The sequence below is a fragment of the Streptomyces sp. NPDC005302 genome (assembly GCF_040607345.1).
Taxonomy (GTDB): Bacteria; Actinomycetota; Actinomycetes; order Streptomycetales; family Streptomycetaceae; genus Streptomyces.
In genome coordinates this window covers 315848-341646 of record NZ_JBEXGN010000001.1, presented here as the reverse complement: position 1 = coordinate 341646, position 25799 = coordinate 315848, and the positions used below count along the sequence as shown (strand labels likewise).

Genomic DNA, 25799 nt, shown 5'->3' with positions numbered 1-25799 from the left:
TGTTTCACGTGAAACACACACGGTGACGACTATCCGGTGCCCCCGAAGAGGCTCCCGCCATTGCCGTTGGCATTTCCTCTACTGGTGCCGTCGGTCGTGGACTCCGTCGGCGTCGAGGTCACGCCTCCGTCGGTGCCACCGTTGTCGGTGCCACCGTTGTCCGTCCCGCCGTTGTTGTTGCAGGACCAGTCGAACTTGCCGCAGGTCTCACTCGCCGAGGGCGAGGGTGACGTGAGTGTCGGAGTCGGCGTCGGGGTCGGCGTCGGGCTCGGGGACTCGGTCTCGCTGACCGTCGGGGTCGGCGTCGGGCTCGGGGTGTCGTTGAGCACCGTGCCGATCTCTTCGGGCTTGGGGAAGGATTCCACCTTCTCGCCCTTGAGCGCGACCTCCATGTAGTCCCGCCAGATCTGTGACGGGAACGAGGCGCCGTGGATGGTCTTCTCGCCACCCGTGCCGTACATCTGGAGGAACTTGCGGTCCTTCTTCGTCTCGTCGTCGTCCAGGCGGTACATGCTGATCGCCGTGGACAGCTGCGGGGTGTAGCCGACGAACCAGGCGGACTTGTTGCCGTCCGTCGTACCGGTCTTGCCCGCCACCTGGCGGCCCTTCAGCTGGGCGTTGGTGCCGGTGCCCTTCTCGACCACGGTCTTCAGTACGTCGGTGACGTTGTCAGCGACCTTCGAGGTGAAGGCCTCCTCGGTCTTCTCGACGTCATCGTGCTGGAAGACGTTGCCGTCCTTGTTCGTGATCTTCTCGACCGAGTACGGGTCACGCTGCTCGCCGCTGGCCGCGAAGGTGGCGTACGCCCCGGCCATGCGGATCGCACTCGGGGACGAGGTGCCCAGGGAGAAGGACGGGAACCTGGAGCTGGCGAGGCTGGATTCCTTGATGCCGGCGCGAAGAACAGAGTCCTTCACCTTGTCGAGGCCGACATCCATGCCCAGTTGCACATAGGCGGAGTTGACGGACTCACGCATCGCCTCACGCAGGTCGATCTTGTAGCTCGGAGGGTTGTACGACTGCTGGCCGTCGTTCTGCTGCAGCCACTCCTTGCCCTTGTCGTCCTGCCAGTCCGTCCCGTCGTAATCCTTGATCTTCAGCTTGTTCTTGCCGCTGTAGAGACTCTTCGGGGACACGATGGTGCGATCGTCCTGCGCCTGATCCTTGAGCCCGTCAGGATTCCTGGCGCCCCAGGTCATGGCCGCCGCCAGAACGAAGGGCTTGAACGTCGAGCCCACCTGCGCGCCGGTCTGGTCGGCGTTGTTGGTGAAGTGCTTCGTCGCGTCCGTGCCGCCGTAGATGGCCTCGATGGCGCCATTCGCGGGGTTGACGGATGCTCCACCGAACTGGACGTATTTGTCCGTCTTCGGGCGCAGCTTCTCCTTGATGTTGGCCTTCTGCACCTTCTTCACCGAGGCCTCGAGGGCGTCGACCTTCTTCTTGTCGAAGGTCGTGTGGATCTCGTAGCCGCCCTGCCGGAGCTTGGTCTCGGTGATCCCGGTCTTGTCGCTGTTGTTGACGATGTACGAGTTGGCCAGGTCGACCAGGTAGCCGATCTGCCCGCCCAGCGCGGCGTTCGACCGCGGGCTCTGGGGATCGGGGAACTTGGTGTACTTGCCGCGCTCCGCCGCTGTCAGGCGCTTGTCCTTCACCTCTTCGTCGAGAATCCACTTCCAGCGGGACTCCGCGCGCTTGCGGTTGTTCGCCGCCGTTGCGGCCGGGTCGATCGACGGTGAACCGGCGGGGTCGTAGTAGGTGGCACCCTTCAGCACGGCCGCCAGGAAGGCACACTGGCTCGGGTCCAGCTTTGTGGCTTCCTCGTTGAAGTAGGCGCGCGCGGCAGCCTGGATACCGTAGGCGTTCCGTCCGTAGTAGGCCGAGTTCAGGTAGCCGGCCATGATGTCTTCCTTCGGTACCGAGGCACCGACCTTGACGGAGACGAACAGCTCCTTGAACTTGCGGGAGATCGTCTGCGACTGATCGTCCAGCATGGCGTTCTTCACGTACTGCTGGGTGATGGTGGAGCCACCCTGCGTCTGACCGCCCTTGGCCATGTTCACGAAGGCACGGGCAATACCTGTCGGGTCGACACCACTGTCGGACTCGAACGTCTTGTTCTCGGCCGACATCACCGCGTAGCGCATCTCCTTGGGGATCTGCGCGTAGCCGATGATCTGGCGGTTGGTCTCACCGCCCGTCGCGACCATCTGATCGCCGTTCGCCCAGTAGTAGACGTTGTTCTGCGCGGTCGCGGTCTTGGCTTCGTCCGGGACACCCACGAGGGCGTACGCGACACCCGCGACCGCGACAAGGCTGCCGCAGAAGCCGATGAAGAGACCCGTCACGAGCTTCCAGGACGGCACCCAGCGCGCGGCGCCGTACTTGCCGGCGCGTGGGTAGTCGACGATGCGCTTCTTGGAGGGCTCGGGGGCGCGGCCACGACCGCGTCCCGGCCCGCTGGGCCCAGGGGGGCCACCACGTCGGCCGCCCCCGCCTCCAGGGCCTCCGGGGCCGCCACGTCCGGCGCCCTCGGCGGCCCGGCGACGGCCGCCGCTGCCCTTCTGTGCGGCTCGACGTGCCTCGGCACGACTGCCGTACGGGCGCTCTTCACCCCCCGACTCATAGGAGTCGGAAGGAGACCCGGTGGCGCCTCGCGGTGCCGCGCGGCGGCCTGCGGACGGGTCGGGCTGACCGCGTCGGGCCGCGGCACGTCCGCCGCCCTGCGGCTGCGACGGTTTGCGACGGTGCTCGCTCATCGAACGATTACTCCTCGGGCAGGCGCACCTTTGCGCGCCTGGAAACGGCGGCTGGTTTCCGGTCCCCCCGAAGTACGGATGCGGTCGATCGCGCATTCACCCGTACTGCACCAAAGACGATGACGTCCTCAGTCGTCACTCGGTTCCCGGTGGTGTGCATGCCGCACAGACTACGCACCGTCAAAACCTGCCTAGCACCGAAGTTCACCCCAAATCAGGCAACTTGCTTCGTATGAATCAGTGATGTGACGCCGTTCACCATGGCACCTCTTGTCGCATCCGCAGAGGCGTTCTATCGTGCTGATGTATCGAGTCGATACATCAGCACGGCATAAACGTCGTGCTGACGAGGCAGCGACAGGGAGGAGGCGACGATGAGCCGGCGTGCCGGGATCCTCGAGTTCGCCGTACTCGGCCTGCTCCGCGAGTCCCCGATGCACGGCTATGAGCTGCGCAAACGACTCAACACATCACTGGGCGTCTTCCGTGCCTTCAGCTACGGAACGCTCTACCCCTGCCTCAAGACGCTGGTCGCCAACGGCTGGTTGATCGAGGAATCAGGATCCACACCAGAAGACGCCCTCACGGCAACGCTCGCGGGACGTCGCGCCAAGATCGTCTATCGATTGACGGCAGAAGGTAAGGATCACTTCGAGGAACTTCTCGCGCAGACGGGTCCCGACGCCTACGAGGACGAGCACTTCGCTGCTCGCTTCGCCTTCTTCGGGCAGACGTCACGCGATGTGCGCATGCGCGTACTGGAAGGCCGCCGCAGCCGTCTGGAGGAGCGCCTCGAGAAGATGCGCGCCTCACTGGCGCGCACCCGAGAGCGCCTCGACGACTACACGCTTGAGCTCCAGCGCCACGGAATGGAGTCCGTGGAGCGCGAAGTGCGCTGGCTGAACGAGCTCATCGAGAGTGAGCGAGCCGGACGGGACATCAAGACTTCCGCCTCCGAAGGCTCCGCTCAGCAGGACAACACATCTGGAGAGACGGGCGGCCTGCCCCGGCACCGGGACAGCACCCGGCCGGATCCGTCCGACGACACCGCCACGTGAGACCCATTCGGGGTTTCACCGATACACACAGGGAGCAACCGGAATGGGTTCGGTTCGCGTAGCCATCGTCGGCGTGGGCAACTGCGCCGCCTCGCTGGTTCAGGGCGTCGAGTACTACAAGGACGCCGACCCGGCGGCCAAGGTACCCGGCCTGATGCACGTCCAGTTCGGCGACTACCACGTCGGTGACGTCGAGTTCGTCGCCGCGTTCGACGTCGACGCGAAGAAGGTCGGCCTCGACCTCTCCGACGCCATCGGTGCCAGCGAGAACAACACCATCAAGATCTGCGACGTCCCGAGCAAGGGCGTCACGGTCCAGCGCGGTCACACCCTGGACGGTCTCGGTAAGTACTACCGCATGACCATCGAGGAGTCCGCCGAGACCCCGGTCGACGTGGTCCAGGTCCTCAAGGACAAGCAGGTCGACGTCCTGATCTGCTACCTGCCCGTCGGTTCCGAGGCCGCGGCGAAGTTCTACGCCCAGTGCGCCATCGACGCCAAGGTCGCCTTCGTCAACGCCCTCCCGGTCTTCATCGCCGGCACCAAGGAGTGGGCGGACAAGTTCACCGAGGCCGGCGTCCCGATCGTCGGCGACGACATCAAGTCGCAGGTCGGCGCCACCATCACGCACCGCGTGATGGCGAAGCTGTTCGAGGACCGCGGTGTCCGTCTTGAGCGCACCATGCAGCTCAACGTCGGCGGCAACATGGACTTCAAGAACATGCTGGAGCGCGACCGCCTCGAGTCCAAGAAGATCTCGAAGACGCAGGCCGTCACCTCGCAGATCCCCGACCGCGACATGGGCGAGAAGAACGTCCACATCGGTCCCTCGGACTACGTGGCGTGGCTCGACGACCGCAAGTGGGCGTACGTCCGCCTCGAGGGCCGTGCCTTCGGTGACGTCCCGCTGAACCTGGAGTACAAGCTCGAGGTCTGGGACTCCCCGAACTCGGCCGGTGTCATCATCGACGCCCTGCGCGCCGCGAAGATCGCCAAGGACCGCGGCATCGGCGGCCCGATCCTCTCCGCGTCGAGCTACTTCATGAAGTCCCCGCCGGTCCAGTACTTCGACGACGAGGCCTTCGCCAACGTCGAGAAGTTCATCAAGGGCGAGGTCGAGCGCTAAAGCACAGCTCTTCGTGCTTGCTGTCGAAGGTCCCCGGGCACTGTGCTCGGGGACCTTCCCCGTATGTGAGGCTGTGCGCCATGGCTGTCGTGCGTGATCTGCGCGCCCTTCTGAGCCTTCAAGGGTTCAGACGTCTGCTCGGCGTACGCCTGCTGTCCCAGGGCGCCGACGGTGTCTTCCAGGTCGCCCTCGCCACCTACGTCGTCTTCTCCCCGGAGAACCAGACCTCGGCGGCCTCCATCGCGTCCGCCATGGCGGTCCTGCTGCTCCCGTACTCCCTCATCGGCCCCTTCGCGGGTGTCCTGCTGGACCGGTGGCGGCGCCGGCAGGTTTTTCTGTACGGCAATCTCCTGCGCACGGCGCTCGCGTGTGTGACCGCCGTTCTGATGCTGAGCCATGTCCCCGACTGGCTCTTCTACATCTCGGCGCTCTGCGTCACTGCGGTCAACCGCTTCGTCCTGGCCGGGCTGTCCGCCTCCCTTCCCCGTGTCGTCGACGCCGATCGCCTGGTGCTGGCCAACTCCCTTTCCCCCACCGCCGGAACGCTGGCCGCGACTCTGGGCGGAGGGATCGCGTTCGCCGTACGGCTGCTCGTCGCGGACTCGGACGCGGCGGTGGTCCTCGTCGGAGCAGCGCTGTATCTCTGCGCCGCCCTCGCCGCGGCGCGCATCGCTCCGGAACTCCTCGGACCGGACCGTGAGTTGGTCCACCTGAGTATCGCCAAGGCTCTCGCCGGCACAGCACGCGGTCTCGCCGCGGGTGTACGTCACCTCGCCCAGCCACCACGGCGGGAGGCGGCCTGGGCTCTGATGGCGATGACGCTCATGCGTTTCTGCTACGGCGCCCTGACCGTCATGCTGCTGATGCTCTGCCGCTACGCGTGGGCGTCTGGATCGGACGACGGGCTCGCCCTCCTGGGAGTCGCCGTGGGCGTCTCGGGGGCAGGCTTCTTCGTCGCGGCCTTGGTGACCCCCTGGGCGGCAGGGCGACTGGGCCCGGGCCGCTGGATCGCCGTCTGCGCCGCGGCCGCAGCGGTCCTGGAACCCGCGCTGTGCCTTCCCTTCGCGCCCACACCGGTGCTGGTCGCCGCGTTCGTGCTGGGAGTGACCACGCAGGGCGCGAAGATCGCGACGGACACGATCGTGCAGTCCTCGGTGGACGACGGCTTCCGCGGCCGGATCTTCTCCGTCTACGACGTCCTGTTCAACGTCGCGTTCGTGGGGGCGGCCGGAGTGGCCGCGCTGATGCTGCCTTCTGACGGCCGATCGACAGCCCTCGTTGCGACGGTGGCGGCGATCTACGCATGTATTGCGGCGGCTTTGGCCCGCTTTGAACTGCAGTAAGTGTCACATCAGTGCCACAGAGCCAATCCTGGCTACTGCGTTGTCGCTGGGGCCGGATAACTTACGTGCGTCTTATACGCGCCACGCGCCAGCGTTCCAATGGGGGGACTCCCAGTGACCACACCGCCGCCTCAGGGCCAGAACCCGTTCGCTCAGGGCCAGCAGCCATACGGCCCGCCGCCCCAGGGTCAGAACCCGTACGGCCAGCAGCCGCCCCAGGGCTACCCGCAGCAGCCCGGCCAGCCCGGCTTCCCCCCGCAGCAGCCCGCCGGCTTCGCCCCGGTCCCGCCGCAGCGCCCGAAGCGGAGCTTCAAGCAGTACCTGCGGATCGGCATCGTCGTCTGTGCGCTCATAGCCGCCGGCGTGGGCTACCTGGCGAGCCGGCACGACCCGGACACGGCCAAGGTCGGGGACTGCATGAGCATCAGCAACCCGGACAACGCGACCGACCCGGGCCTGAAGGTTGTCGACTGCGGCAACTCCAAGGCGAAGTTCAAGGTGGCCCAGAAGAAGAGCGACAACTCCGGTTGCGACCGCACCAAGTACGCCGAGTACACGGAGACGGGCGGCAGCGACGACTTCACCCTGTGCCTGTCGGAGTACTCCGCGAAGTAGTTCCGCCGTGATGCGAGGGGGCGGTGTTTCACGTGAAACACCGCCCCCTCGCGTGGTCCGGCGTCGATGTTTCACGTGAAACATCGACGCCGGACATCAGGTCTCAGCCCTGCTCGGCCCACCACTCCTTGAGCGCCGCCGTCGCCGCGTCGCGCTCCATCGGGCCGTTCTCCAGACGCAGCTCCAGCAGGAACTTGTACGCCTGACCGATCGCGGGGCCTGGTCCGATGTCCAGGATCTCCATGATCTGGTTGCCGTCGAGGTCCGGACGGATCGCGTCGAGTTCCTCTTGTTCCTGGAGCTGGCCGATGCGGTCCTCCAGTCCGTCGTACGCGCGGGAGAGGGCGGCAGCGCGGCGCTTGTTGCGTGTGGTGCAGTCGGAGCGCGTCAGCTTGTGAAGGCGGCCGAGGAGCGGGCCGGCGTCCCGGACGTAGCGCCGCACGGCCGAGTCCGTCCACTCGCCGGTGCCGTAGCCGTGGAAGCGCAGATGCAGCTCGACCAGATGTGAGACGTCCTTCACCAGGTCGTTCGAGTACTTGAGCGCCGTCATCCGCTTCTTGGTCATCTTGGCGCCGACGACCTCGTGGTGGTGGAACGACACCCGGCCGTCGTCCTCGAAGCGACGGGTCCGGGGCTTCCCGATGTCGTGCAGCAGCGCGGCGAGCCGGAGGACCAGGTCGGGCCCGTCCTCCTCCAGCGCCATCGCCTGTTCCAGGACGATCAGTGTGTGCTCGTACACATCCTTGTGCCGGTGGTGCTCATCACTCTCCAGCCGCAGCGCGGGAAGCTCGGGCAGCACGTACTCGGCGAGGCCGGTGTCGACGAGCAGCGTGAGGCCCTTGCGGGGGTGGGCGGACAGGATGAGCTTGTTCAGCTCGTCCCGCACCCGCTCGGCCGAGACGATCTCGATACGTGCGGCCATGTCCGTCATGGCCGTGATGACCTCGGGCGCCACCTCGAAGTCGAGCTGCGCCGCGAACCGCGCGGCCCGCATCATGCGCAGCGGATCGTCGGAGAAAGAGGCCTCCGGAGTACCGGGCGTGCGCAGGACGCGCGCGTCCAGGTCCTCGAGGCCGCCGTGGGGGTCGATGAACTCCTTCTCCGGCAGTGCGACAGCCATCGCGTTCACCGTGAAGTCCCGACGGACGAGGTCTTCCTCGATGGAGTCGCCGTAGGACACCTCGGGCTTGCGTGAGGTCCGGTCGTACGCCTCGGAGCGATACGTGGTGATCTCGATCTGGAACGCCTGCTCCACATCACCCACGCGGGCATCCTTCTGCGCACCCACGGTGCCGAACGCGATCCCGACCTCCCACACGGCGTCCGCCCACGGCCGGACGATCTTCAGCACGTCCTCGGGCCGGGCGTCCGTCGTGAAGTCCAGGTCATTGCCGAGCCGGCCGAGGAGCGCGTCCCGGACCGAGCCGCCGACCAGGGCGAGTGAGAACCCCGCCTCCTGGAAACGGCGGGCGAGCTCGTCGGCGACAGGGGACACCCGCAACAGTTCACTCACCGCGCGGCGCTGCACCTGACTCAGGGCGCTGGGATTGTCTTCATTGGCGTTCGGCACAACAGAAAAGGGTACGTGGCCGGGACGCCGGGAAGCGCCTCGATAAAACTTGTACCGGCGTCCGCCTTTTCTCAGGCACAGATAGGCCCACATACGGGACAGTCGGTGCTCTCCGCCGATCTTGTGGACCACTCCGCGGCACTTACTCTCAGCGCGCATCGTTACCATGCGTGGACGCACATTCCGACGACCACTGACGACGACGAGGGACGGGCGAGCGCGTGGCCGAGGCGGCAGACATCCAGGGGACGAGTCCCTCACCTGCCCGTCGGTGGCTCCGGCGCAGCGGTGTACTGCTGGCCGGGGCGCCGTTGCTGGCCGGGCTGCTCCAGCTGCCGCTCGGCGTGCCCGCACAAGCCTCCGAGAAGGCCTCTGTGGCCGATGCCGCGGGGTCGGGCGGGGTGGACATCAGTATCGACTCGCTCAGCCCCAGTGCCCCCACAGACGGCGACACGGTCACGGTCTCCGGTTCGGTCACCAACAGGAGCAAGCAGACCGTCACCGACGCCCACGTGGGGATCCGTGTGGGCTCGTCCCCGCTGACCACGCGCTCCGCCATCGACACCGCCGCGAAGCTCACCAGCTTCCAGCCGGGTCTCGATGCTGCGGAGGTCAGCGGCAAGTACGTCGAGAAGGTCGCCCGGCTCGCCGCGGGCAGCTCGCAGAACTTCAGCATCTCGGTACCCGTCAAGGATCTCGACCTGGGCGACGACGGTGTCTACCAGCTCGGTGTCTCGCTCACGGGGCGGACGACGGCCCAGCAGTGGGACCAGGTTCTGGGCATCAAGCGGACGTTCCTTCCGTGGCAGCCCGACGAGGCGGACACGAAGACGAAGACGACGTATCTCTGGCCGCTGATCTCCTCGGTCCACCTCACGGCCGAGACCGGCTCGGACGAGCAGCAGACGCGTGTGTTCAAGAACGACGACCTGGCGAAGGAGATCGCCCCCGGCGGCCGGCTGGACCAGCTCCTGTCGCTGGGCAGCGGGCTCGACGTCACATGGGTGCTGGACCCGGACGTGCTGGCCTCGGTCGATGCCATGAGGGGCGGCTACCGCGTCCAGCAGGCGGATGGCACGACCGTGGCCGGAAGCGAGAAGAACCGGGCGTTGGCCAAGGCATGGCTCGACAAGCTCGAGAAGTCGGTCCAGGGGCAGAAGATCGTCGCGCTCCCCTTCGCCGACCCTGACATCGCGTCCATCGCCCACAGCGGCAAGATCACGGGCTCCCTGAGCCGCCTGAAGGACGCCACCGATGTGGCTTCCGACACCGTCTACTCGATCGTCCATGTGAAGCCCAGTACGGACTTCACCTGGCCGGTGGAGGGGGCGATCGACCCGTCGATCGTGAACGTGGCGACTTCGGCGGGGGCGGACAAGGTGATCGCCCGCAGCGACAGTGTGCGTGAGACGGGCGGACTGGCGTACACCCCGAGTGCCGCCCGTCCCATCGGCGGCGGTACGACGGCGGTCGTGGCGGACGAACGGCTGTCGACCGCGTTCCAGGGCGACATGCTCAAGGCCGGCAGCTCCACACTCGCCGTCCAGAAGTTCCTCGCTCAGAGCTTGATGATCAACCTCCAGGACGCGGACCAGCGCAGCATCGTCGTCGCGCCGCAACGTATGCCCACCGCCAGCCAGGCGCAGACCATGGCCGCGGCTCTGAGGACGCTCCAGCAGGGGAACTGGTCGGAGTTCCAGGGACTGGCGGCTGCCGCCAAGGCCAAGCCGGACCCGGGCGCCACCACGCGGGTGCCCTCCGCCTCTTCGTACCCGACCGCCCTGAAGCACCAGCAGCTGCCGGCTTCGGCCTTCGACTGGATGCAGGCCACGCAGACCAAGCTCGACAAGTTCAAGGTGATCCTCACCGACAGGTCGCGTGTGGTCACGCCCTTCGGCCTGGCCATGGACCGAGGGATGTCGACGTCCTGGCGGGGCCGCCCCGACGAGGCGGACACCTTCCGCGACGGTGTGGAGGCCTACCTGGACGGGCTCACCGGGCTGGTGCATCTCATCAAGAAGTCGGACGCGAAACTCTCCGGTCGCAGCGCCACGATCCCCGTGACCGTCCAGAACAACCTCGTCCAGGGTGTCGACCACCTCATGCTGCGCCTCACCTCGCAGCAGCCGACCCGCCTCAAGATCGGCAACGGCCCGTACGACGAGCAGTCGATCAAGGTCGCGGGTGAGCACAGTCAGTCGGTGAAGTTCCCCACCTCCACCAAGGCCAACGGCCCGGTGAAGGTCGTCGCGCAGCTCTACACCGAGGACGGGCAGCCCTACGGCGATCCGGTGCCTTTCGAGGTCAAGGTCACTGAGATCACCTCCACGGTCATGCTCGTCATCGGAGGCGGTGTCCTGCTCCTCGTGCTCGCCGGCTTCCGGATGTACACGCAGCGCAAGCGCGCGGCGGCCCGGCTGACCGAGGAGGGGCCCGAGGACGGGCCGGAGGCCGAGGGCGTGAACAAGGACACGGACGGCACCGTAGAGACGGAGGACACCGACGACTCCGAGGCCGGTCCTGAGAGCACATCCGGCCCGAAGTCGGTGGCTGACGACCCGGAGCACCCGAGTGACCCGACGCCGGACACCGCAGCGGAAAGCGCCGACCCGTCCGGCACGGGTGAGAGAGTGGACCGTTGAGCGATGTCGTGGCCGGTGGGCCCGGGGACGATGAGGTGGGGTAACCATGAACGCGCCGTACGACGGTGACCGCGGTCAGGGCGCGGGGCCCTCGGGTTATCCCGAGGAGTACCCGGACCAGGACGCGGGCCGCTCCGGCTACCCCGAGGGCACGCCGGAGCCCGGCCAGATGCCGCCGGGGCATCCCGCGGACATGTACCTCCAGGACGCCTACGACCAGGATCCCTACCGGGGGCAGGACCTCTCGGCGCAGGACCCGGTGACGGAGGCGCTCTACGACCGCGCCGCGCACCCTCCGCCGCCCCCCGGTTCGTACTACCCGCAGCAGCCGCTCTACGCCCAGCCGCCCACGTCGCAGTACGCCCCCGACCCGAGGGTGTGGGCCCAGACGCCCCCTCCCGAGCCGGCGGGACCGACCCGGCACCTGCCGTACGGCGACGACGCCCGGACCACCCAGTACGTGGGCGTGGACGACCTGGTCACCCAGGCCGGCGAGGAGCAGCATGAGCCCGACGCCTTCGCGCACCTCTTCCGCGACCAGCAGCAGGGTGGCGTCCGCAACGCCTATGCCTCGACCGCCGTCCCGGCCCCGGCACCCGAACCTGCTCCGCCTGTTGCCGAACCCCCGATGGCTCCGCCGCCCGCTGCGGCCACCACGTCGGGCGGCCGGTCCTCAGGCTTGCTGAAGTCCAGCGCGGTCATGGCGGCGGGCACCCTGGTGTCCCGTCTCACCGGCTTCGTCCGCACCATGATCATCACGGCCGCTCTCGGCGCGGCGACCCTCGGTGACGCCTGGACCGTCGCGTACACGCTGCCGACGATGATCTACATCCTGACAGTCGGCGGCGGACTCAACTCCGTGTTCGTGCCCCAGCTGGTGCGATCCATGAAGGAGGACGACGACGGGGGCGAGGCGTACGCCAACCGCCTGCTGACGCTCGTCATGGTCGCCCTCGGTGTGATCGTCACCGCCGCGGTCTTCATCGCGCCGCTGCTGATCCAACTGATGTCGGACCCCATCGCGAGCAACGCAGCGGCGAACAACGTGGCGGTCACGTTCGCCCGGTACTGCCTGCCCACGATCTTCTTCATGGGCGTCCACGTGGTCATGGGCCAGATTCTCAACGCCCGCGGGAAGTTCGGCGCGATGATGTGGACCCCGGTCCTGAACAACATCGTCATGATCTTCACCTTCGGAACCTTCCTCTGGGTCTACGGGACCGCGCGGCACTCCGGCATGACCGTGACCAACATCCCGCCGGACGGCGTCCGTCTCCTGGGCATCGGCACCCTGCTCGGCCTCGTCGTTCAGGCCGGGGCGATGGTTCCCTACCTGCGCGAGGCAGGCTTCCGGTTCCGTCCGCGCTTCGACTGGCGCGGTCACGGGCTCGGGAAGGCGATCCATCTGGCCAAGTGGACCGTGCTCTTCGTCCTCGCCAACCAGGCGGGCGTCATCGTCGTCACCCAGCTCGCGACCGCCGCGCAGAAGGCCTCGGGCAAGGGCGGAACAGGCATCCTGGCCTACTCCAACGCCCAGCTGATCTGGGGTATGCCGCAGGCGATCATCACGGTTTCCGTGATGGCGGCCATGCTTCCGCGCATCTCGCGAGCGGCCCACGACGGTGACCCGGGTGCCGTACGCGACGACATTTCACAGGGTCTGCGGACGTCCGCGGTGGCGATCGTCCCCGTGTCCTTCATGTTCATCGCCCTGGGCATCCCCATGTGCACCCTTCTCTTCGGCTCCAGCGGCCTCCAGGCCGCCGAGTCCCAGGGCTACGTGCTCATGGCCTTCGCGCTCGGTCTCATCCCGTTCTCGGTGCAGTACGTGATCCTGCGCGGCTTCTACGCCTACGAGGACACCCGCACCCCCTTCTACAACACGGTGATCGTGGCCGGCGTCAACGCCGCCGCGTCCGCCGTCTGTTACGTGGTGCTGCCCGCCCAGTGGGCCGTCGTCGGCATGGCCGGCGCGTACGGTCTGGCGTACGCCGTGGGTGTCGGAGTGGCCTGGCAGCGGCTGCGCAGGCGGCTGGGCGGCGACCTGGACGGCGCGCGAGTACTGCGTACGTACGCGCGTCTGTGCCTGGCGTCCATCCCGGGCGCCGTGGTGGGCGGCGCGGTCGGCTTCGCGGTCACCAGGGTTCTCGGCCATGGAGCGATCGGCTCGATCGCGGCACTCGTCGCCGGATCGATCGCCCTGCTGGGCGTGTTCTACGTCGCGGCGCGCAAGATGCGTATCGAAGAGCTCAATTCAATGGTCGGAATGGTCCGCGGGCGCCTGGGGCGCTGAGGCGGGGGTACGCGCACAACCATCGTCCGTCGTCGCGTGTCGTGCATAGCGCCGGACTGTGGGCACAATTGGTTTCTGCGTCGGACAGTGCGCAATGGATGGGGAGGCAGGGACGACGGTGGCGGAACGGAGCACGTCTGCCGTCGACGTGGCAGACAACAGCGGTGACGAGCCGCTGACCGCGAAGGCGGACCAGTCCACGTCCGACGGGGTGGCCCAGGACCGGGAGCGGGAAACGGACAGCGAAGAGGCACAGGGGAGCGGCGGGACCGAGAGTCCCGGGAAGGCCTCACCGCCCGAACTGCACAGTGGTCACAAACTCGCGAGGCGCTATCGCCTCGAAGAGTGTGTCACCCGTCTGGACGGTTTCAGCAGTTGGCGTGCGGTGGACGAGAAGCTCCGCCGTGCCGTCGGTGTCCATCTGCTGCCCGCCGACCATCCGCGGGCCCGTTCGGTACTCGCGGCGGCCCGTTCCTCGGCCCTGCTGGGGGATCCCCGCTTCGTCCAGGTCCTGGACGCCGTCGAGGAGAACGACCTCGTCTATGTGGTCCACGAATGGCTGCCGGACGCCACGGAGCTGACCGCCCTCCTCGCCTCGGGCCCCCTCGAGGTGCACGAGGCCTACCAGATGGTCAGTCAGGTCTCCCAGGCGATGGCCGCGGCACACCGCGAGGGCCTCGCGCATCTGCGGCTCACGCCGGGTGCCGTGCTGCGTACGTCGTCCGGGCAGTGGCGCATCCGCGGGCTCGCCGTGAACGCCGCGCTGCGTGGGATCAGTTCCGACACCCCCCAGCGCACCGACACCGAGGCGATCGGCGCACTCCTGTACGCCTCGCTCACCCAGCGCTGGCCGTACGAGAGCGACGCCTACGGCCTCTCGGGGCTGCCCAAGGGTGTCGGCCTGATCGCACCCGACCAGGTGCGCGCCGGAGTCCACCGCGGCCTGTCGGAGCTCGCCATGCGTGCGCTCGCCAACGACGGCGCGACCGCCTCCCGGCACGAGTCCCCGTGCACGACGCCGGAGGAGCTCGTGAAGGCGATCAGCGAGATGCCCCGCATCCGCCCGCCGGAGCCCGCGTTCACGGCCCCGCCCGAGTACCAGCGCACCTCGTACCAGCAGGGCACCTACGGCCGCCAGGGTCCTCCCGGCGCCACACAGCCCGTGTCGGCCCCGCCTCCGCCGCTGCAGAGCCGCACCGGCAAGGCTCTCAAGTGGGCCGTGTCCGCGCTGCTCATCGCCGCGTTGGGACTGGGAAGTTGGCAGCTCGCCGACGCGCTCATGGAGCAGGGCAACAAGTCCGACGACACCAAGCAGACGCACACGACGGACGGCAACGACAAGAACGGCGACCAGACCAAGCCGGTCAGGCCGATCAAGATCCAGAACGCGCAGGAGTACGTCGCCGAGGGTTCCGCACAGGCTGCCGGAGACGTGGCCAAGACCTTCGACGGAGACAGCAACACGTACTGGCGCACCAAGAAGTACAACGCCGGACCCAAGCTCGCGCCGTACAAACCCGGCGTGGGCATCGTCTACGACCTGGGTTCGGCCCAGACGCTGTCGGCCGCCTCGATAGGGCTTCGGTACGCGGGCGACCACACGACCGTCCACCTCTACGCAGCCGATTCCCTGGCGCCCTCGGCATCCGTCGACGGGATGAAGGAGATCGGCACGGCCACCACGACCGGCACCACCATGAAGGTGAAGGCGTCCAAGTCGGTGAAGACGCAGTACGTCCTGCTGTGGATCACCGACGTGCCGAACGCTCCCAGCGACGGCTACAGCAGCGCCGGCTACAAACAGGCCGTCACGGACGTGAAGTTCACCGGCTGACGCTCGTCGACGAGGGGGAGGGGGTCCGATGGCCGATGAAGCCGCGTTCGGCGAAGCAAGCGACAAGGATCTCCTCGCCCGTCACGTGGACGGCGATCCTGATGCCTTCGGCGAGCTTGTAAGGCGTCATCGCGACCGCCTCTGGGCGGTGGCCCTGCGAACGCTGGGAGACCGCGAGGAGGCCGCTGACGCCGTCCAGGACGCCCTCGTCTCCGCCTACCGGGCCGCGCATACCTTTCGCGGGCAGTCGGCCGTCACGACCTGGCTGCACCGCATCACGGTGAACGCATGCCTGGACCGGGCCCGCAAGGCGGCGTCGCGACGGACCTCCCCCGTGGACGACACCCAGCGCCTGGAGCAGCTCCTGGAGCCGCACGAGTCGGCTTCCGCTCCGGCCGAGCGCAACGACCTGCACCGTGAACTCATAGCCGCGCTGGGCACGCTCCCCGCCGACCAGCGTGCCGCCCTCGTCCTGGTGGACATGCAGGGATACCCCGTGGCGGAGGCGGCTCGCGTGCTCGATGTGCCGACCGGCACCGTGAAGAGCCGCTGCGCTCGCGGCAGAGCCAGACTTCTCCCCCTCCTCACGCACCTCCGGACGGAGAGCCCGGACGACGAGGGGGCCAAGAAGTCGGGCGAGGGAAGGAACCGGACGCAGGGGACATCCGTCCCACCGGCAGCGGGGCCGCACGACGCGGGCCCCCGTGACGCGGGACCGAGCGATTCAGCTGCTGTGAAGGGCGGAGGTGGGCGAGCGTGACATCCACGACGGATACGGCCGGGCACCCGGATGTCGCCGAGATCTCCGACCTCACCGAAGGTCTGCTTCCGCCGTCCCGCTCGGATGACGTGCGACGGCATCTCGACGACTGCGCCCTCTGCGCCGACGTGTACGACTCCCTGGAGGAGATCCGCGGACTGCTCGGGACCCTGCCCGGCCCACAGCGCATGCCGGACGATGTCGCCGGCCGGATCGATGCCGCCCTGGCCGCGGAAGCCCTGCTGAATGCGACGCTGCCCGACGAAGCATCTGACAGCGACGCTCCGCACACCCATGTTTCACGTGAAACATCGACGACGGATCGCCCCTCCGGGCACCCGCGCGCCAGGACCGGGCCGGGCCGCCCGCATCGGGCGCGCCGCGGGCGACGTGGAACGGTCGCGCTGCTCGGCACCGCCTTCGCCGCCGCCGCGCTGGGCGTGAGCGTCATCCTCGTGCAGTCGCTGGGTGGCAACGACTCCGACAAGGGCAACCCCAGCGCCCGTCGGCAGGAGTCGAACGCGCAGGACACCTTCTCCGAAGGCTCGCTGAAGAGCGATGTCTCGGACCTTCTCGCGAAGACCAAGAAGGCACCTGCGCCCTCGGACAGTGCCAAGCCCTGGGGTGCGCAGTCGGAGGACGGCGGCGTCGGCACTTTCATGACACCCACGCTTCCCGTTCCGGACTGCGTCGAGCAGGGTGCCGGAGACAGCGGAACCCTCCTCGGCGCCGAAGCGGGCACGTACAGGGGGAAGGACGTGTTCCTTCTCGTGCTGACCGACCCCTCCGACAGCACGAAGGTCACGGCTCGCATCGTCGACGCCGGCTGCGCGACGCAGGCCTCCCCGAAGCCCGGCAAGCTCCTGCTGACGCGGTCGTACGCCCGGTCCTGAGCGCGTTGGTCAAGCAGCCGCCGACATGCCGGAGCCCCCTTCAGGGCACCCGTGGAATCGGGCGGCCTTGTGCCTGGACTGCGCTTGGTATCTCTGTGCGGAAGCCCATCTCCGTGTGCCCGGACACAGTGGGAATTGAAGCCCCTTAGGATCCGTTGGGTGGGGTGAGAGTACTGAGTGAGGCTCCCACCGGAACGCAGCAGTCTCCAGAGACGAGGAATGAAGCCGTGAGCGACGTCCGTAACGTGATCATCATCGGGTCCGGGCCCGCCGGCTACACGGCGGCGCTCTACACCGCGCGCGCGTCGCTGAAGCCGCTGGTCTTCGAGGGCGCCGTCACCGCGGGTGGTGCGCTCATGAACACCACCGAGGTGGAGAACTTCCCCGGTTTCCAGGACGGCGTCATGGGCCCGGACCTCATGGACAACATGCGCGCCCAGGCCGAGCGCTTCGGCGCCGAGCTGGTGCCGGACGACGTGGTCGCCGTCGACCTGACGGGCGAGATCAAGACCGTCACGGACACCGCCGGTACGGTGCACCGCGCCAAGGCCGTCATCGTCACCACCGGCTCGCAGCACCGCAAGCTCGGCCTCCCCAACGAGGACACGCTCTCCGGGCGCGGCGTCTCCTGGTGCGCGACCTGTGACGGCTTCTTCTTCAAGGACCAGGACATCGCCGTGATCGGTGGTGGCGACACCGCGATGGAGGAGGCCACCTTCCTCTCGCGCTTCGCGAAGTCCGTGACCATCGTGCACCGCCGGGACAGCCTCCGTGCTTCCAAGGCGATGCAGGAGCGCGCCTTCGGCGACCCGAAGATCAAGTTCGTGTGGGACAGCGAGGTGGCCGAGATCAAGGGCGACCCGAAGCTCGCCGGCCTGACGCTGCGCAACCTCAAGACCGGTGAGACCTCTGAGCTTCCGGTGACGGGTCTGTTCATCGCGATCGGTCACGACCCGCGCACCGAGCTCTTCAAGGGTCAGCTCGACCTCGACGGGGAGGGCTACCTGAAGGTCGCCGCACCGTCGACCCGGACGAACCTGACCGGTGTCTTCGGCGCCGGTGACGTCGTCGACCACACGTACCGCCAGGCGATCACAGCGGCGGGCACCGGCTGCTCCGCCGCCCTCGACGCCGAGCGCTACCTCGCTGCCCTCGCGGACAGCGAGGCGGCCACCGCGGCCGCCACCGTCTGATCCCCCGTCCGCCCCACCGCAACAACGAATTAAGGAGCCCGCCGTGGCCGGCACCCTGAAGAACGTGACTGACGACTCCTTCGAGCAGGACGTCCTCAAGAACGACAAGCCCGTTCTGGTGGACTTCTGGGCCGCCTGGTGCGGACCCTGCCGTCAGATCGCCCCGTCGCTGGAGGCCATCGCCGCCGAGTACGGCGACAAGATCGAGATCGTCAAGCTCAACATCGACGAGAACCCGGGTACGGCCGCCAAGTACGGCGTCATGTCGATCCCGACCCTGAACGTCTACCAGGGTGGCGAGGTCGCCAAGACCATCGTCGGCGCGAAGCCGAAGGCCGCGATCGTGCGGGACCTCGAGGACTTCATCTCCGAGTAGTCGAAGACGGCCGCACGCGGCGCATGTTTCACGTGAAACAAGAAAGGGCCGACCTGAAGAGGTCGGCCCTTTCGCTTGTCTCGGCACACGCCGCTCACCGTGTCTGTGGTCCCCCGGGGGGGGCCACAGGCAGCGGACCGAGCGCCCCCGGATGTCACAGGGGACGGAGCGCTGGTTCCTTCTGTACGGCTCCGAGGAGGCGATCCAGCGCCATCTCCACGTCTTCCTTCCAGGAGAGCGTCGTCCGCAGCTCCAGCCTCAGACGGGGGAAGGTGGGATGGGGTCGCACCGTCTTGAACCCCACCGCGAGGAGGTGGTCGGCAGGGAGCACACAGGCAGGCTCCTTCCACCGGGCGTCGCCGAAAGCCTCGATCGCTTTGAAGCCTCGCTGGAGCAGATCCTTGGCGACCGTCTGGACCATCACTCTGCCCAGTCCCTGCCCCTGGTACCCCGGCATGATGAACGACGTGATGAGCTGAACCGCGTCCGGTGACACGGGGCTTGTGGAGAACGCCGTGGACCGCGGGACGTAGGCCGGCGGCGCGTAGAGAATGAAACCCACCGCGACGTCATCCACGTAGACCACCCGGCCGCAGGATCCCCAGTCCAGCAGGACCGCGGAGATCCACGCCTCCTTCTCCGACGCGGCTGTGCCGGCCTTTACCGCGGCCTCGCCGCTGACGGGATCCAGCTCCCAGAAGACACACGACCGACAACGCTGGGGAAGGTCCGAAAGGTTGTCCAGCGTGAGCGGTACGAGCCGACGCCCCATGAAGGATCTTCCTCGCTTCCTTCCCCCGCGGCGTCACGGGCGGATGTCAGATGGCTCCGCTCCTTGAGCAGGCTGCCGACGAACCCTCCGACGGCCCCCAAGCCCAGCCCTGCGGTGACCAGTCCGGTACGGCTCACGGTGTGCATGGCCCCCGCCTCCCCGATGAAGGTGCTGCCAGGTGAATGCGCCATACCCATCGCATCGTATCCACGAAGCGATTCCATCGATACCGACGGAAAGCAAAGAGCGGGCCGTGTCCGGTAACGCCGGACACGGCCCGCCCCGCGCTGGTGGACCGACCGGAGATCGGTCCACCAGAAGCCGACTCAGGCCTCCGTGTCGTCGGAGCCGTCGTCCAGAAGGCTCTTCTGAAGGACCGGTCCCTCGCCGGGAGCGAAGGAACCGAGGATGCGCTCAAGGTCTTCCATCGAAGCGAACTCGACAGTGATCTTGCCCTTCTTCTGCCCCAGGTCGACCTTCACCCGCGTCTCGAAGCGATCCGACAGACGCGTCGCCAGCTCACTCAACGCGGGAGAGACACGACCGCCGGCCCGCGGACCCTTGGCGCGCTGAGCCGACTGAGGACGCGACCCCATGAGAGTGACGATCTCCTCCACGGCTCGCACCGAGAGTCCCTCCGCCACGATGCGGTGGGCCAGGCGGTCCTGCTCCTCCGAGTCGTCGACGGAGAGGAGCGCACGCGCGTGACCGGCGGAGAGAACCCCGGCGGCGACACGGCGCTGAACCGACGGCGAGAGCTTCAGCAGACGCAGGGTGTTGGAGACCTGCGGACGCGAACGTCCGATCCGGTCGGCCAGCTGGTCGTGCGTGCAGTTGAAGTCCTTGAGCAACTGGTCGTAGGCGGCGGCCTCTTCCAGCGGGTTCAGCTGGGCACGGTGCAGGTTCTCCAGCAGCGCGTCCAGGAGGAGCTTCTCGTCGTCCGTGGCGCGGACGATCGCGGGGATGGCCTCGAGTCCCGCCTCGCGACAGGCCCGGAAACGCCGCTCGCCCATGATGAGCTCGAAGCGCGACGGACCGACCTGCCGCACGACGACAGGCTGGAGAAGCCCGACCTCCTTGATGGAGGTGACGAGTTCGGCCAGAGCGTCCTCGTCGAACACCTCACGCGGCTGGCGCGGGTTCGGGGTGATGAAGTCCAGGGGCAGCTCGGCGAAATGAGCACCAACCGGCGCCGGCAGCTCATCCGCGGATCCGCTCGAAGACGGCTCCTCGGTTTCCTGTGAAACAGGCGGCAACGTCGTCACCTTGGCCGCCGCCACCCCGCGCTCCGCGGTCAGGACAGGGCCGGCAGTCGGCGTCATGGACGCCCCGTTCCCCGAACCGCTCACACGCTCACCTGTAGGAGCCGCGGGGATCAATGCGCCAAGACCCCGTCCCAACCCCCTTCGTCGCTCGCTCACTGGATCCCCTCCACCGTGTTCCGATCGTTCTGTGCGCCCGCGTGGGCATGTTGTGCGTCGTACGACACTCCGGCTCCGCGGAGGGCGATCTCTCGCGCCGCCTCCAGGTACGAGAGAGCACCGCTCGAACCCGGATCGTAGGTCAGGACCGTCTGCCCGTAGCTCGGAGCCTCGGAGATGCGGACCGAGCGCGGAATGCTCGTCCGCAGTACCTCTTCGCCGAAGTGGCTGCGCACCTCGTCCGCGACCTGGGACGCCAGACGCGTCCGGCCGTCGTACATGGTGAGCAGAATCGTCGAGACGTGGAGGTTGGGGTTGAGGTGCCCGCGCACCAGGTCCACGTTGCGCAGAAGCTGTCCCAGGCCTTCCAGTGCGTAGTACTCGCACTGGATGGGGATGAGGACCTCCGCGCCGGCGACAAGCGCGTTGACGGTCAGCAGACCGAGCGACGGCGGGCAGTCGATGAGGATGTAGTCCAGCGGCTGCTCATACGCCAGGATCGCGCGTTCCAGTCGGCTCTCTCGAGCCACCAACGACACCAGCTCGATCTCCGCACCGGCGAGATCGATCGTCGCGGGAGCGCAGAAGAGACCCTCGACATCAGGGACCGCCTGAACCACTTCGGAGAGCGGCCTGCTGTCGATCAGCACGTCGTAGATCGACGGGACCTCGGCGTGATGGTCGATGCCCAGCGCGGTGGAGGCATTGCCCTGAGGGTCGAGGTCGATCACCAGGACGCGGCCGCCGTGCAGGGCCAGCGAGGCAGCAAGGTTGACCGTGGTCGTGGTCTTACCCACCCCACCCTTCTGGTTGGCGACCACCATGACTCGGGTCTGCTCGGGCCGTGGCAGGCCCTCGCCGGCGCGACCTAGCGCCTCCACAGCCAGTTGGGCAGCACGACCGATGGGAGTGTCGTCCATAGGGGGCGGTGTTTCACGTGAAACATCCTCCCCCATCGACTCGGTACGGGGACCGGGGACCGGATCGGTCATCGGTCCCGCGATGTTGGCGTCGGACCGCAAGGATTCACTCTCCTCGACTTCAGGCTCGCAATGAACAGAGCCTCCCATGCGATCGGGGTCGTGAACCAGCGAGGCCCGTTGTTCTGTGGAGAAATCCACCTCTGTGGACAACTCCGCACCCTCTCCGAGTGAACCGAGAGGCTTTCGGTCGCGAGGTTCGGCCGCAGCGCGGCCACGACTGATGATGCCGTGCAACAGTGAGCGACGTTTCACGTGAAACACGATGCCTAGCCGCTGGGGTCATCGCGGCGCGACACTCCGAGATGGGTAGGTATGCCTGCTTGTGTGGAGTACGCCCCGCCCTCAGGGTCGACCAGCGAGAGTGACAAAGAACTCCCCTCCACGAGACAGCAAAACTCCCGGTCCCCTACCCAGGGAACCGGGAGCAGCGATGTTGACTACCGCTGGGCGTCAGCGGCGGCGTCGCGTTCGGCCCGTCCTGGCCGCCTTGGCGCGCTTGGCGGCGAAACGCACACCGCCGGGGCTCTCGCCCACTTCGACGCGCACAACCGTGGACAGCGGGTCCACGATCCCCTCACCCACATGCAGAACGGAGGTCTCCACGGCGCCGAGCTTGCTGAGCGCGGTGGAAGCGGCCTTCAGCTCCTCCTCGGCGGTGTCCCCCTTGAGGGCAAGCATCTCGCCGTACGGGCGGAGCAGCGGGACGCCCCAGGCGGCGAGCCGGTCGAGCGGGGCGACCGCCCGGGCCGTCACCACGTGCACCGGCTGGAGCGTGCCCATGACCTCCTCGGCACGGCCGCGCACGACGGTCACATGGTCGAGACCGAGGAGTTCCACGACCTCGGTGAGGAAGGTCGTCCGCCGCAGAAGCGGCTCAAGCAGCGTGATCTTGAGGTCTTCCCTGACGAGTGCCAGCGGGATGCCGGGCAGTCCCGCACCGGAGCCGACGTCGCATACGGTCACGTTCTCGGGCACGACCTCGGAGAGCACCGCGCAGTTCAGCAGGTGCCGCTCCCACAGCCGGGGCACCTCGCGGGGGCCGATCAGTCCGCGCTGCACTCCCGCCTCGGCCAGCAGCTCCGCGTACCGGACCGCGTCCTCGAAGCGATCGCCGAATACCTCGCGCGCCTGCTCCGGCGCGGGGGGAAGCTCCGCTGCCTCCGTCACGGGGGACCGTCCTTCCGTACCGCTTGAGCGCTCTGGGCGCTGATCACCAGGACTACCAGGGACTAACAGCTGTCGAGGAGCGCGGGTGCGCGTACCGCCTCCGGCGTTCCATGTCGGGACACAGCTGCAGGGGGACTACCAGGCTGACAAAGTTCGGCCCCGTCTGCGCAACAGACGGGGCCGAGGGAGCGTACGTACCGATCAGGCGGGGAGCACGACGACGAAGCGCTGCGGCTCCTCGCCCTCGGACTCGCTGCGCAGGCCCGCGGCCTTGACCGCGTCGTGCACGACCTTGCGCTCGAAAGGCGTCATCGCGTCCATCTTGACCGGCTCGCCGGAGCTCTTGACCTCGGCGGCGGCCTTGGCCCCCAGCTCGGAGAGCTCCTCACGCTTCTGAGCGCGGAAGCCCGCGATGTCCAGCATCAGCCGGCTGCGGTCCCCGGTCTCCCGGTGCACGGCCAGACGCGTGAGCTCCTGGAGTGCCTCCAGCACCTCGCCGTCGCGGCCGACCAGCTTCAGCAGGTCGCGGCCGGCCGAGTCGCTGATGATCGAGACAGCGGCACGGTCGGCCTCGACGTCCATGTCGATGTCGCCGTCGAGGTCGGCGATGTCGAGCAGACCTTCGAGGTAGTCCGCCGCGATCTCGCCTTCCTGCTCCAGGCGGGTCAGGGTGTCGCCCTCAGCGGCGGCGGAGGTGGTGCCTTCCGTCACGGGATGGACTCCTTCTTACTTCTTGGACGGGGACTTGGGCCGCTGTGGGCCCTTGCGCTGTCCGGACTGGGCCTTGCTGCGGGTACCGGCGGCGGGCTTCGCCGCGGAGGGCTTGGCATCCTCTGGCTCGTCGGACTTGCTCAGCGACGTCTTCGGCTCGGACTCGTCCGCAGGCTTACCCCCGGCGGCGGTCACGGCCGACTGACGCTGCGACTTCGACTGCCGCTTCGGCTGCTGGCGCTTGGGAGCCGCCGGGGCCGTCGTCGTGGTGCCGTCCTCGGTCTCGACGACCGTCGCGCCGTCACCCTTCGTCACAACCCCGTCGGGCTGGGCCACGAGACCCGCCTTGGTGAGGCTGTTGATGAACTTGCGCTCGAACTCGTTGCGGTCGCGGCCCTTGGAGACGATGGCCTTGACGATGGCCTTCTCGCTGCGCCGGCGCGTCTTGCCGTGGCTGGTGACGTGCTTCTGCAGGCGCTCCAGGTAGGCGGCCTGAGCCTTCGAACCCGGGGTCGGGTTGTTGCGGATGACGTACATCTGCTGGCCCATGGTCCACACGTTGGTGGTCAACCAGTAGACGAGGACACCGACCGGGAAGTTGATGCCGAAGACGGCGAACATGACCGGGAAGACGTACATCAGCATCTTCTGCTGCTGCATGAAGGGCGTCTTCACCGTGGTGTCGACGTTCTTCGTCATCAGCTGACGCTGGGTGTAGAACTGCGAACCCGACATCAGCACGATCATGATCGCGGTGACGACCCGGACGTCGGTGATCGTGGCACCGAGCGCAGCGACCTTGTCGGCGCTGTCCGTGAACTTCGCGGCGAGCGGGGCACCGAAGATGTGGGCCTGACGGGCGCTGGCGAGCAGCTGATCGTCGATGACGCCGATCGTCTTGCCCGTCGCGATGCCGTTGAGCACGTGATAGAGGGCGAAGAAGAACGGCGACTGGGCCAGGATGGGAAGGCACGAGGAGAGCGGGTTGGTACCCGACTCCTTGTACAGCTTCATCATCTCTTCGGACTGACGCTGCTTGTCGTTCTTGTAGCGCTCCTGGATCTTCTTCATCTCGGGCTGCAGCGTCTGCATGGCCCGAGTGGCCTTGATCTGCTTCACGAAGAGCGGGATCAGGCAGATACGGATCAAAATCACCAGGGACACGATGGACAAGCCCCAGGCCCAGCCCGTGTCAGGGCCGAAGATCTGCCCGTACACGGAGTGGAACTGGACGATGACCCAGGAAACGGGTGTCGTGATGAAGCTGAAAAGACTGGCAATCGTGTCCACTAATCAGGCTCCTTGAGCATGGGACGGGGTCTCGGCGGCCGGGCTCGGGGCAGTGGTCTCCCCGGTGGCCGGTTCGGCGGCGGAGGTCCCGCCCTTGCGTGCACGCCAGGCGTTACGCAGCGATTCGTGCCACCGCGGACGCTTGCGTTGCGGAACATGGTCCACACCACCCAGCGACCACGGATTGCACCGGAGGATGCGCCAGGCGGTAAGTGCCGTTCCCTTGAGCGCACCGTGCCGGTCGATGGCTGTGTAGCCGTAGTGGGAGCACGACGGGTAGTACTTGCAGACCGGCCCGAGCAACGGGCTGATCGTCCACTGATAGATCTTGATCAGAGCAAGCAGTGGGTACTTCATCGCGCGCCCCCTCCCAGTAGCCGCTCGATGGCGGCATCCAGGTCTCGGGCCAGCTGTTCATGGTCGGCGTCACCCGCACCGGGCAGCGCTCGTACGACTACCAGGCTACCGGGGGGCAGCAGGGCGACTCGGTCACGCATCAGATGGCGAAGCCTGCGCTTCACCTTGTTGCGTACGACCGCTCCGCCCACGGCTTTGCTCACGACGAAACCCGCACGCGTCTGGGGAGCGCTCTCCCCAGGCGCGTGCGGGTCCGTTGCACCGCTACGAAGGTGGACGACGAGGAGCGGGCGTCCGGCCCGGCGTCCTCGACGTACCGCGGTCGCGAAGTCCTCGCGCCGCCTCAGCCGATGCTCGGTAGGCAGCACGAGATCATGACCTGTAACTGATCAGGCGGACAGGCTGGCGCGACCCTTGCCACGGCGGTTCGCGAGAATCGCGCGGCCGGCACGGGTGCGCATCCGCAGGCGGAAGCCGTGGGTCTTGGCGCGACGACGGTTGTTCGGCTGGAAGGTGCGCTTGCTCACTAGGGGGCTCCAGAAAGAATCGGTGGTGGCGGGGTGCCGTCCTGGCTGTCACCGTGCGCCCACGAGGAAACTCGTATTACGCCCGAGTGCACCGCTTCCCGATCACTCTTCG

22 protein-coding genes are annotated in these 25799 nt (G+C 67.5%); 11 read left to right on the top strand and 11 right to left on the bottom strand.

Going from position 1 to position 25799, the window contains the following annotated elements; genetic code table 11:
* Positions 1–29 precede the first annotated feature (29 nt).
* On the bottom strand, positions 30–2756 hold the full coding sequence (locus tag ABZT74_RS01475; protein WP_356432844.1) for a transglycosylase domain-containing protein: 2727 nt from the start codon (positions 2754–2756) through the stop codon (positions 30–32).
* 374 nt (positions 2757–3130) lie between these two features.
* Between ABZT74_RS01475 and ABZT74_RS01470 the strand changes: the two genes are divergently transcribed.
* From ABZT74_RS01470 to ABZT74_RS01455, 4 genes are all read left to right on the top strand, one after another.
* The gene (locus tag ABZT74_RS01470) at positions 3131–3814 is read left to right on the top strand and encodes a PadR family transcriptional regulator (RefSeq protein WP_355872091.1); all 684 of its coding nucleotides are present in this window, start codon (positions 3131–3133) and stop codon (positions 3812–3814) included.
* 43 nt (positions 3815–3857) lie between these two features.
* Positions 3858–4940: an inositol-3-phosphate synthase gene (locus tag ABZT74_RS01465; RefSeq protein ID WP_351124268.1), complete on the top strand. Its 1083-nt coding sequence runs from the start codon at positions 3858–3860 to the stop codon at positions 4938–4940.
* 80 nt (positions 4941–5020) lie between these two features.
* Positions 5021–6283: an MFS transporter gene (locus ABZT74_RS01460; protein WP_356432841.1), complete on the top strand. Its 1263-nt coding sequence runs from the start codon at positions 5021–5023 to the stop codon at positions 6281–6283.
* A 114-nt stretch (positions 6284–6397) separates the two neighbouring features.
* Positions 6398–6898 carry a hypothetical protein gene (locus ABZT74_RS01455; protein ID WP_356169169.1) on the top strand — a complete coding sequence of 167 codons (501 nt, stop codon included), beginning with the start codon at positions 6398–6400 and terminating at the stop codon, positions 6896–6898.
* Positions 6899–7001: 103 nt separating this feature from the next.
* Here ABZT74_RS01455 and ABZT74_RS01450 read toward each other — a convergent pair whose 3' ends face one another.
* Entirely contained in the window at positions 7002–8468 is a 1467-nt protein-coding gene (locus tag ABZT74_RS01450; RefSeq protein WP_356432839.1) for a CCA tRNA nucleotidyltransferase, read from the bottom strand.
* 221 nt (positions 8469–8689) lie between these two features.
* Between ABZT74_RS01450 and ABZT74_RS01445 the strand changes: the two genes are divergently transcribed.
* The 7 genes from ABZT74_RS01445 (at position 8690) to trxA (ending at position 18459) form a co-directional block, all read left to right on the top strand.
* On the top strand, positions 8690–11110 hold the full coding sequence (locus tag ABZT74_RS01445; protein ID WP_356432837.1) for a DUF6049 family protein: 2421 nt from the start codon (positions 8690–8692) through the stop codon (positions 11108–11110).
* Between the two features lie 46 nt (positions 11111–11156).
* On the top strand, positions 11157–13403 hold the full coding sequence (gene murJ, locus ABZT74_RS01440) for a murein biosynthesis integral membrane protein MurJ (RefSeq protein ID WP_356432835.1): 2247 nt from the start codon (positions 11157–11159) through the stop codon (positions 13401–13403).
* Between the two features lie 118 nt (positions 13404–13521).
* Positions 13522–15237 (top strand): serine/threonine protein kinase, encoded by a 1716-nt coding sequence (locus tag ABZT74_RS01435; RefSeq protein WP_356432833.1) that lies wholly within the window; start codon positions 13522–13524, stop codon positions 15235–15237.
* Positions 15238–15265: 28 nt separating this feature from the next.
* Complete coding sequence (gene sigM, locus ABZT74_RS01430; RefSeq protein WP_356432831.1) at positions 15266–15997, top strand: RNA polymerase sigma factor SigM; 732 nt, start codon at positions 15266–15268, stop codon at positions 15995–15997.
* Entirely contained in the window at positions 15994–16890 is an 897-nt protein-coding gene (locus tag ABZT74_RS01425; RefSeq protein ID WP_356432829.1) for a hypothetical protein, read from the top strand. Before sigM ends, ABZT74_RS01425 begins: the two co-directional genes overlap by 4 nt.
* Before the next feature lie 227 nt (positions 16891–17117).
* On the top strand, positions 17118–18083 hold the full coding sequence (gene trxB / locus ABZT74_RS01420; RefSeq protein ID WP_355873390.1) for a thioredoxin-disulfide reductase: 966 nt from the start codon (positions 17118–17120) through the stop codon (positions 18081–18083).
* Positions 18084–18126: 43 nt separating this feature from the next.
* Positions 18127–18459 carry a thioredoxin gene (gene trxA / locus ABZT74_RS01415; RefSeq protein WP_355873387.1) on the top strand — a complete coding sequence of 111 codons (333 nt, stop codon included), beginning with the start codon at positions 18127–18129 and terminating at the stop codon, positions 18457–18459.
* Between the two features lie 154 nt (positions 18460–18613).
* Here the strand turns inward: trxA and ABZT74_RS01410 are convergent, their stop codons facing one another.
* From ABZT74_RS01410 to rpmH, 9 genes are all read right to left on the bottom strand, one after another.
* Positions 18614–19231 (bottom strand): GNAT family N-acetyltransferase, encoded by a 618-nt coding sequence (locus tag ABZT74_RS01410; protein WP_356169153.1) that lies wholly within the window; start codon positions 19229–19231, stop codon positions 18614–18616.
* A 326-nt stretch (positions 19232–19557) separates the two neighbouring features.
* Entirely contained in the window at positions 19558–20652 is a 1095-nt protein-coding gene (locus tag ABZT74_RS01405; RefSeq protein WP_356169150.1) for a ParB/RepB/Spo0J family partition protein, read from the bottom strand.
* Positions 20649–21722: a ParA family protein gene (locus tag ABZT74_RS01400; protein WP_355873439.1), complete on the bottom strand. Its 1074-nt coding sequence runs from the start codon at positions 21720–21722 to the stop codon at positions 20649–20651. Before ABZT74_RS01400 ends, ABZT74_RS01405 begins: the two co-directional genes overlap by 4 nt.
* A gap of 363 nt (positions 21723–22085) precedes the next feature.
* Positions 22086–22802 (bottom strand): 16S rRNA (guanine(527)-N(7))-methyltransferase RsmG, encoded by a 717-nt coding sequence (gene rsmG, locus ABZT74_RS01395; RefSeq protein WP_355873379.1) that lies wholly within the window; start codon positions 22800–22802, stop codon positions 22086–22088.
* A 201-nt stretch (positions 22803–23003) separates the two neighbouring features.
* On the bottom strand, positions 23004–23513 hold the full coding sequence (locus ABZT74_RS01390; RefSeq protein ID WP_355873376.1) for a R3H domain-containing nucleic acid-binding protein: 510 nt from the start codon (positions 23511–23513) through the stop codon (positions 23004–23006).
* A 15-nt stretch (positions 23514–23528) separates the two neighbouring features.
* Positions 23529–24803 carry a membrane protein insertase YidC gene (yidC, locus tag ABZT74_RS01385; RefSeq protein ID WP_355873373.1) on the bottom strand — a complete coding sequence of 425 codons (1275 nt, stop codon included), beginning with the start codon at positions 24801–24803 and terminating at the stop codon, positions 23529–23531.
* A gap of 3 nt (positions 24804–24806) precedes the next feature.
* Entirely contained in the window at positions 24807–25160 is a 354-nt protein-coding gene (yidD, locus tag ABZT74_RS01380) for a membrane protein insertion efficiency factor YidD (protein ID WP_355873370.1), read from the bottom strand.
* The gene (rnpA, locus tag ABZT74_RS01375) at positions 25157–25528 is read right to left on the bottom strand and encodes a ribonuclease P protein component (protein WP_355873367.1); all 372 of its coding nucleotides are present in this window, start codon (positions 25526–25528) and stop codon (positions 25157–25159) included. Before rnpA ends, yidD begins: the two co-directional genes overlap by 4 nt.
* A gap of 21 nt (positions 25529–25549) precedes the next feature.
* Complete coding sequence (rpmH, locus tag ABZT74_RS01370) at positions 25550–25687, bottom strand: 50S ribosomal protein L34 (protein WP_006381191.1); 138 nt, start codon at positions 25685–25687, stop codon at positions 25550–25552.
* Between the last annotated feature and the right edge of the window lie 112 nt (positions 25688–25799).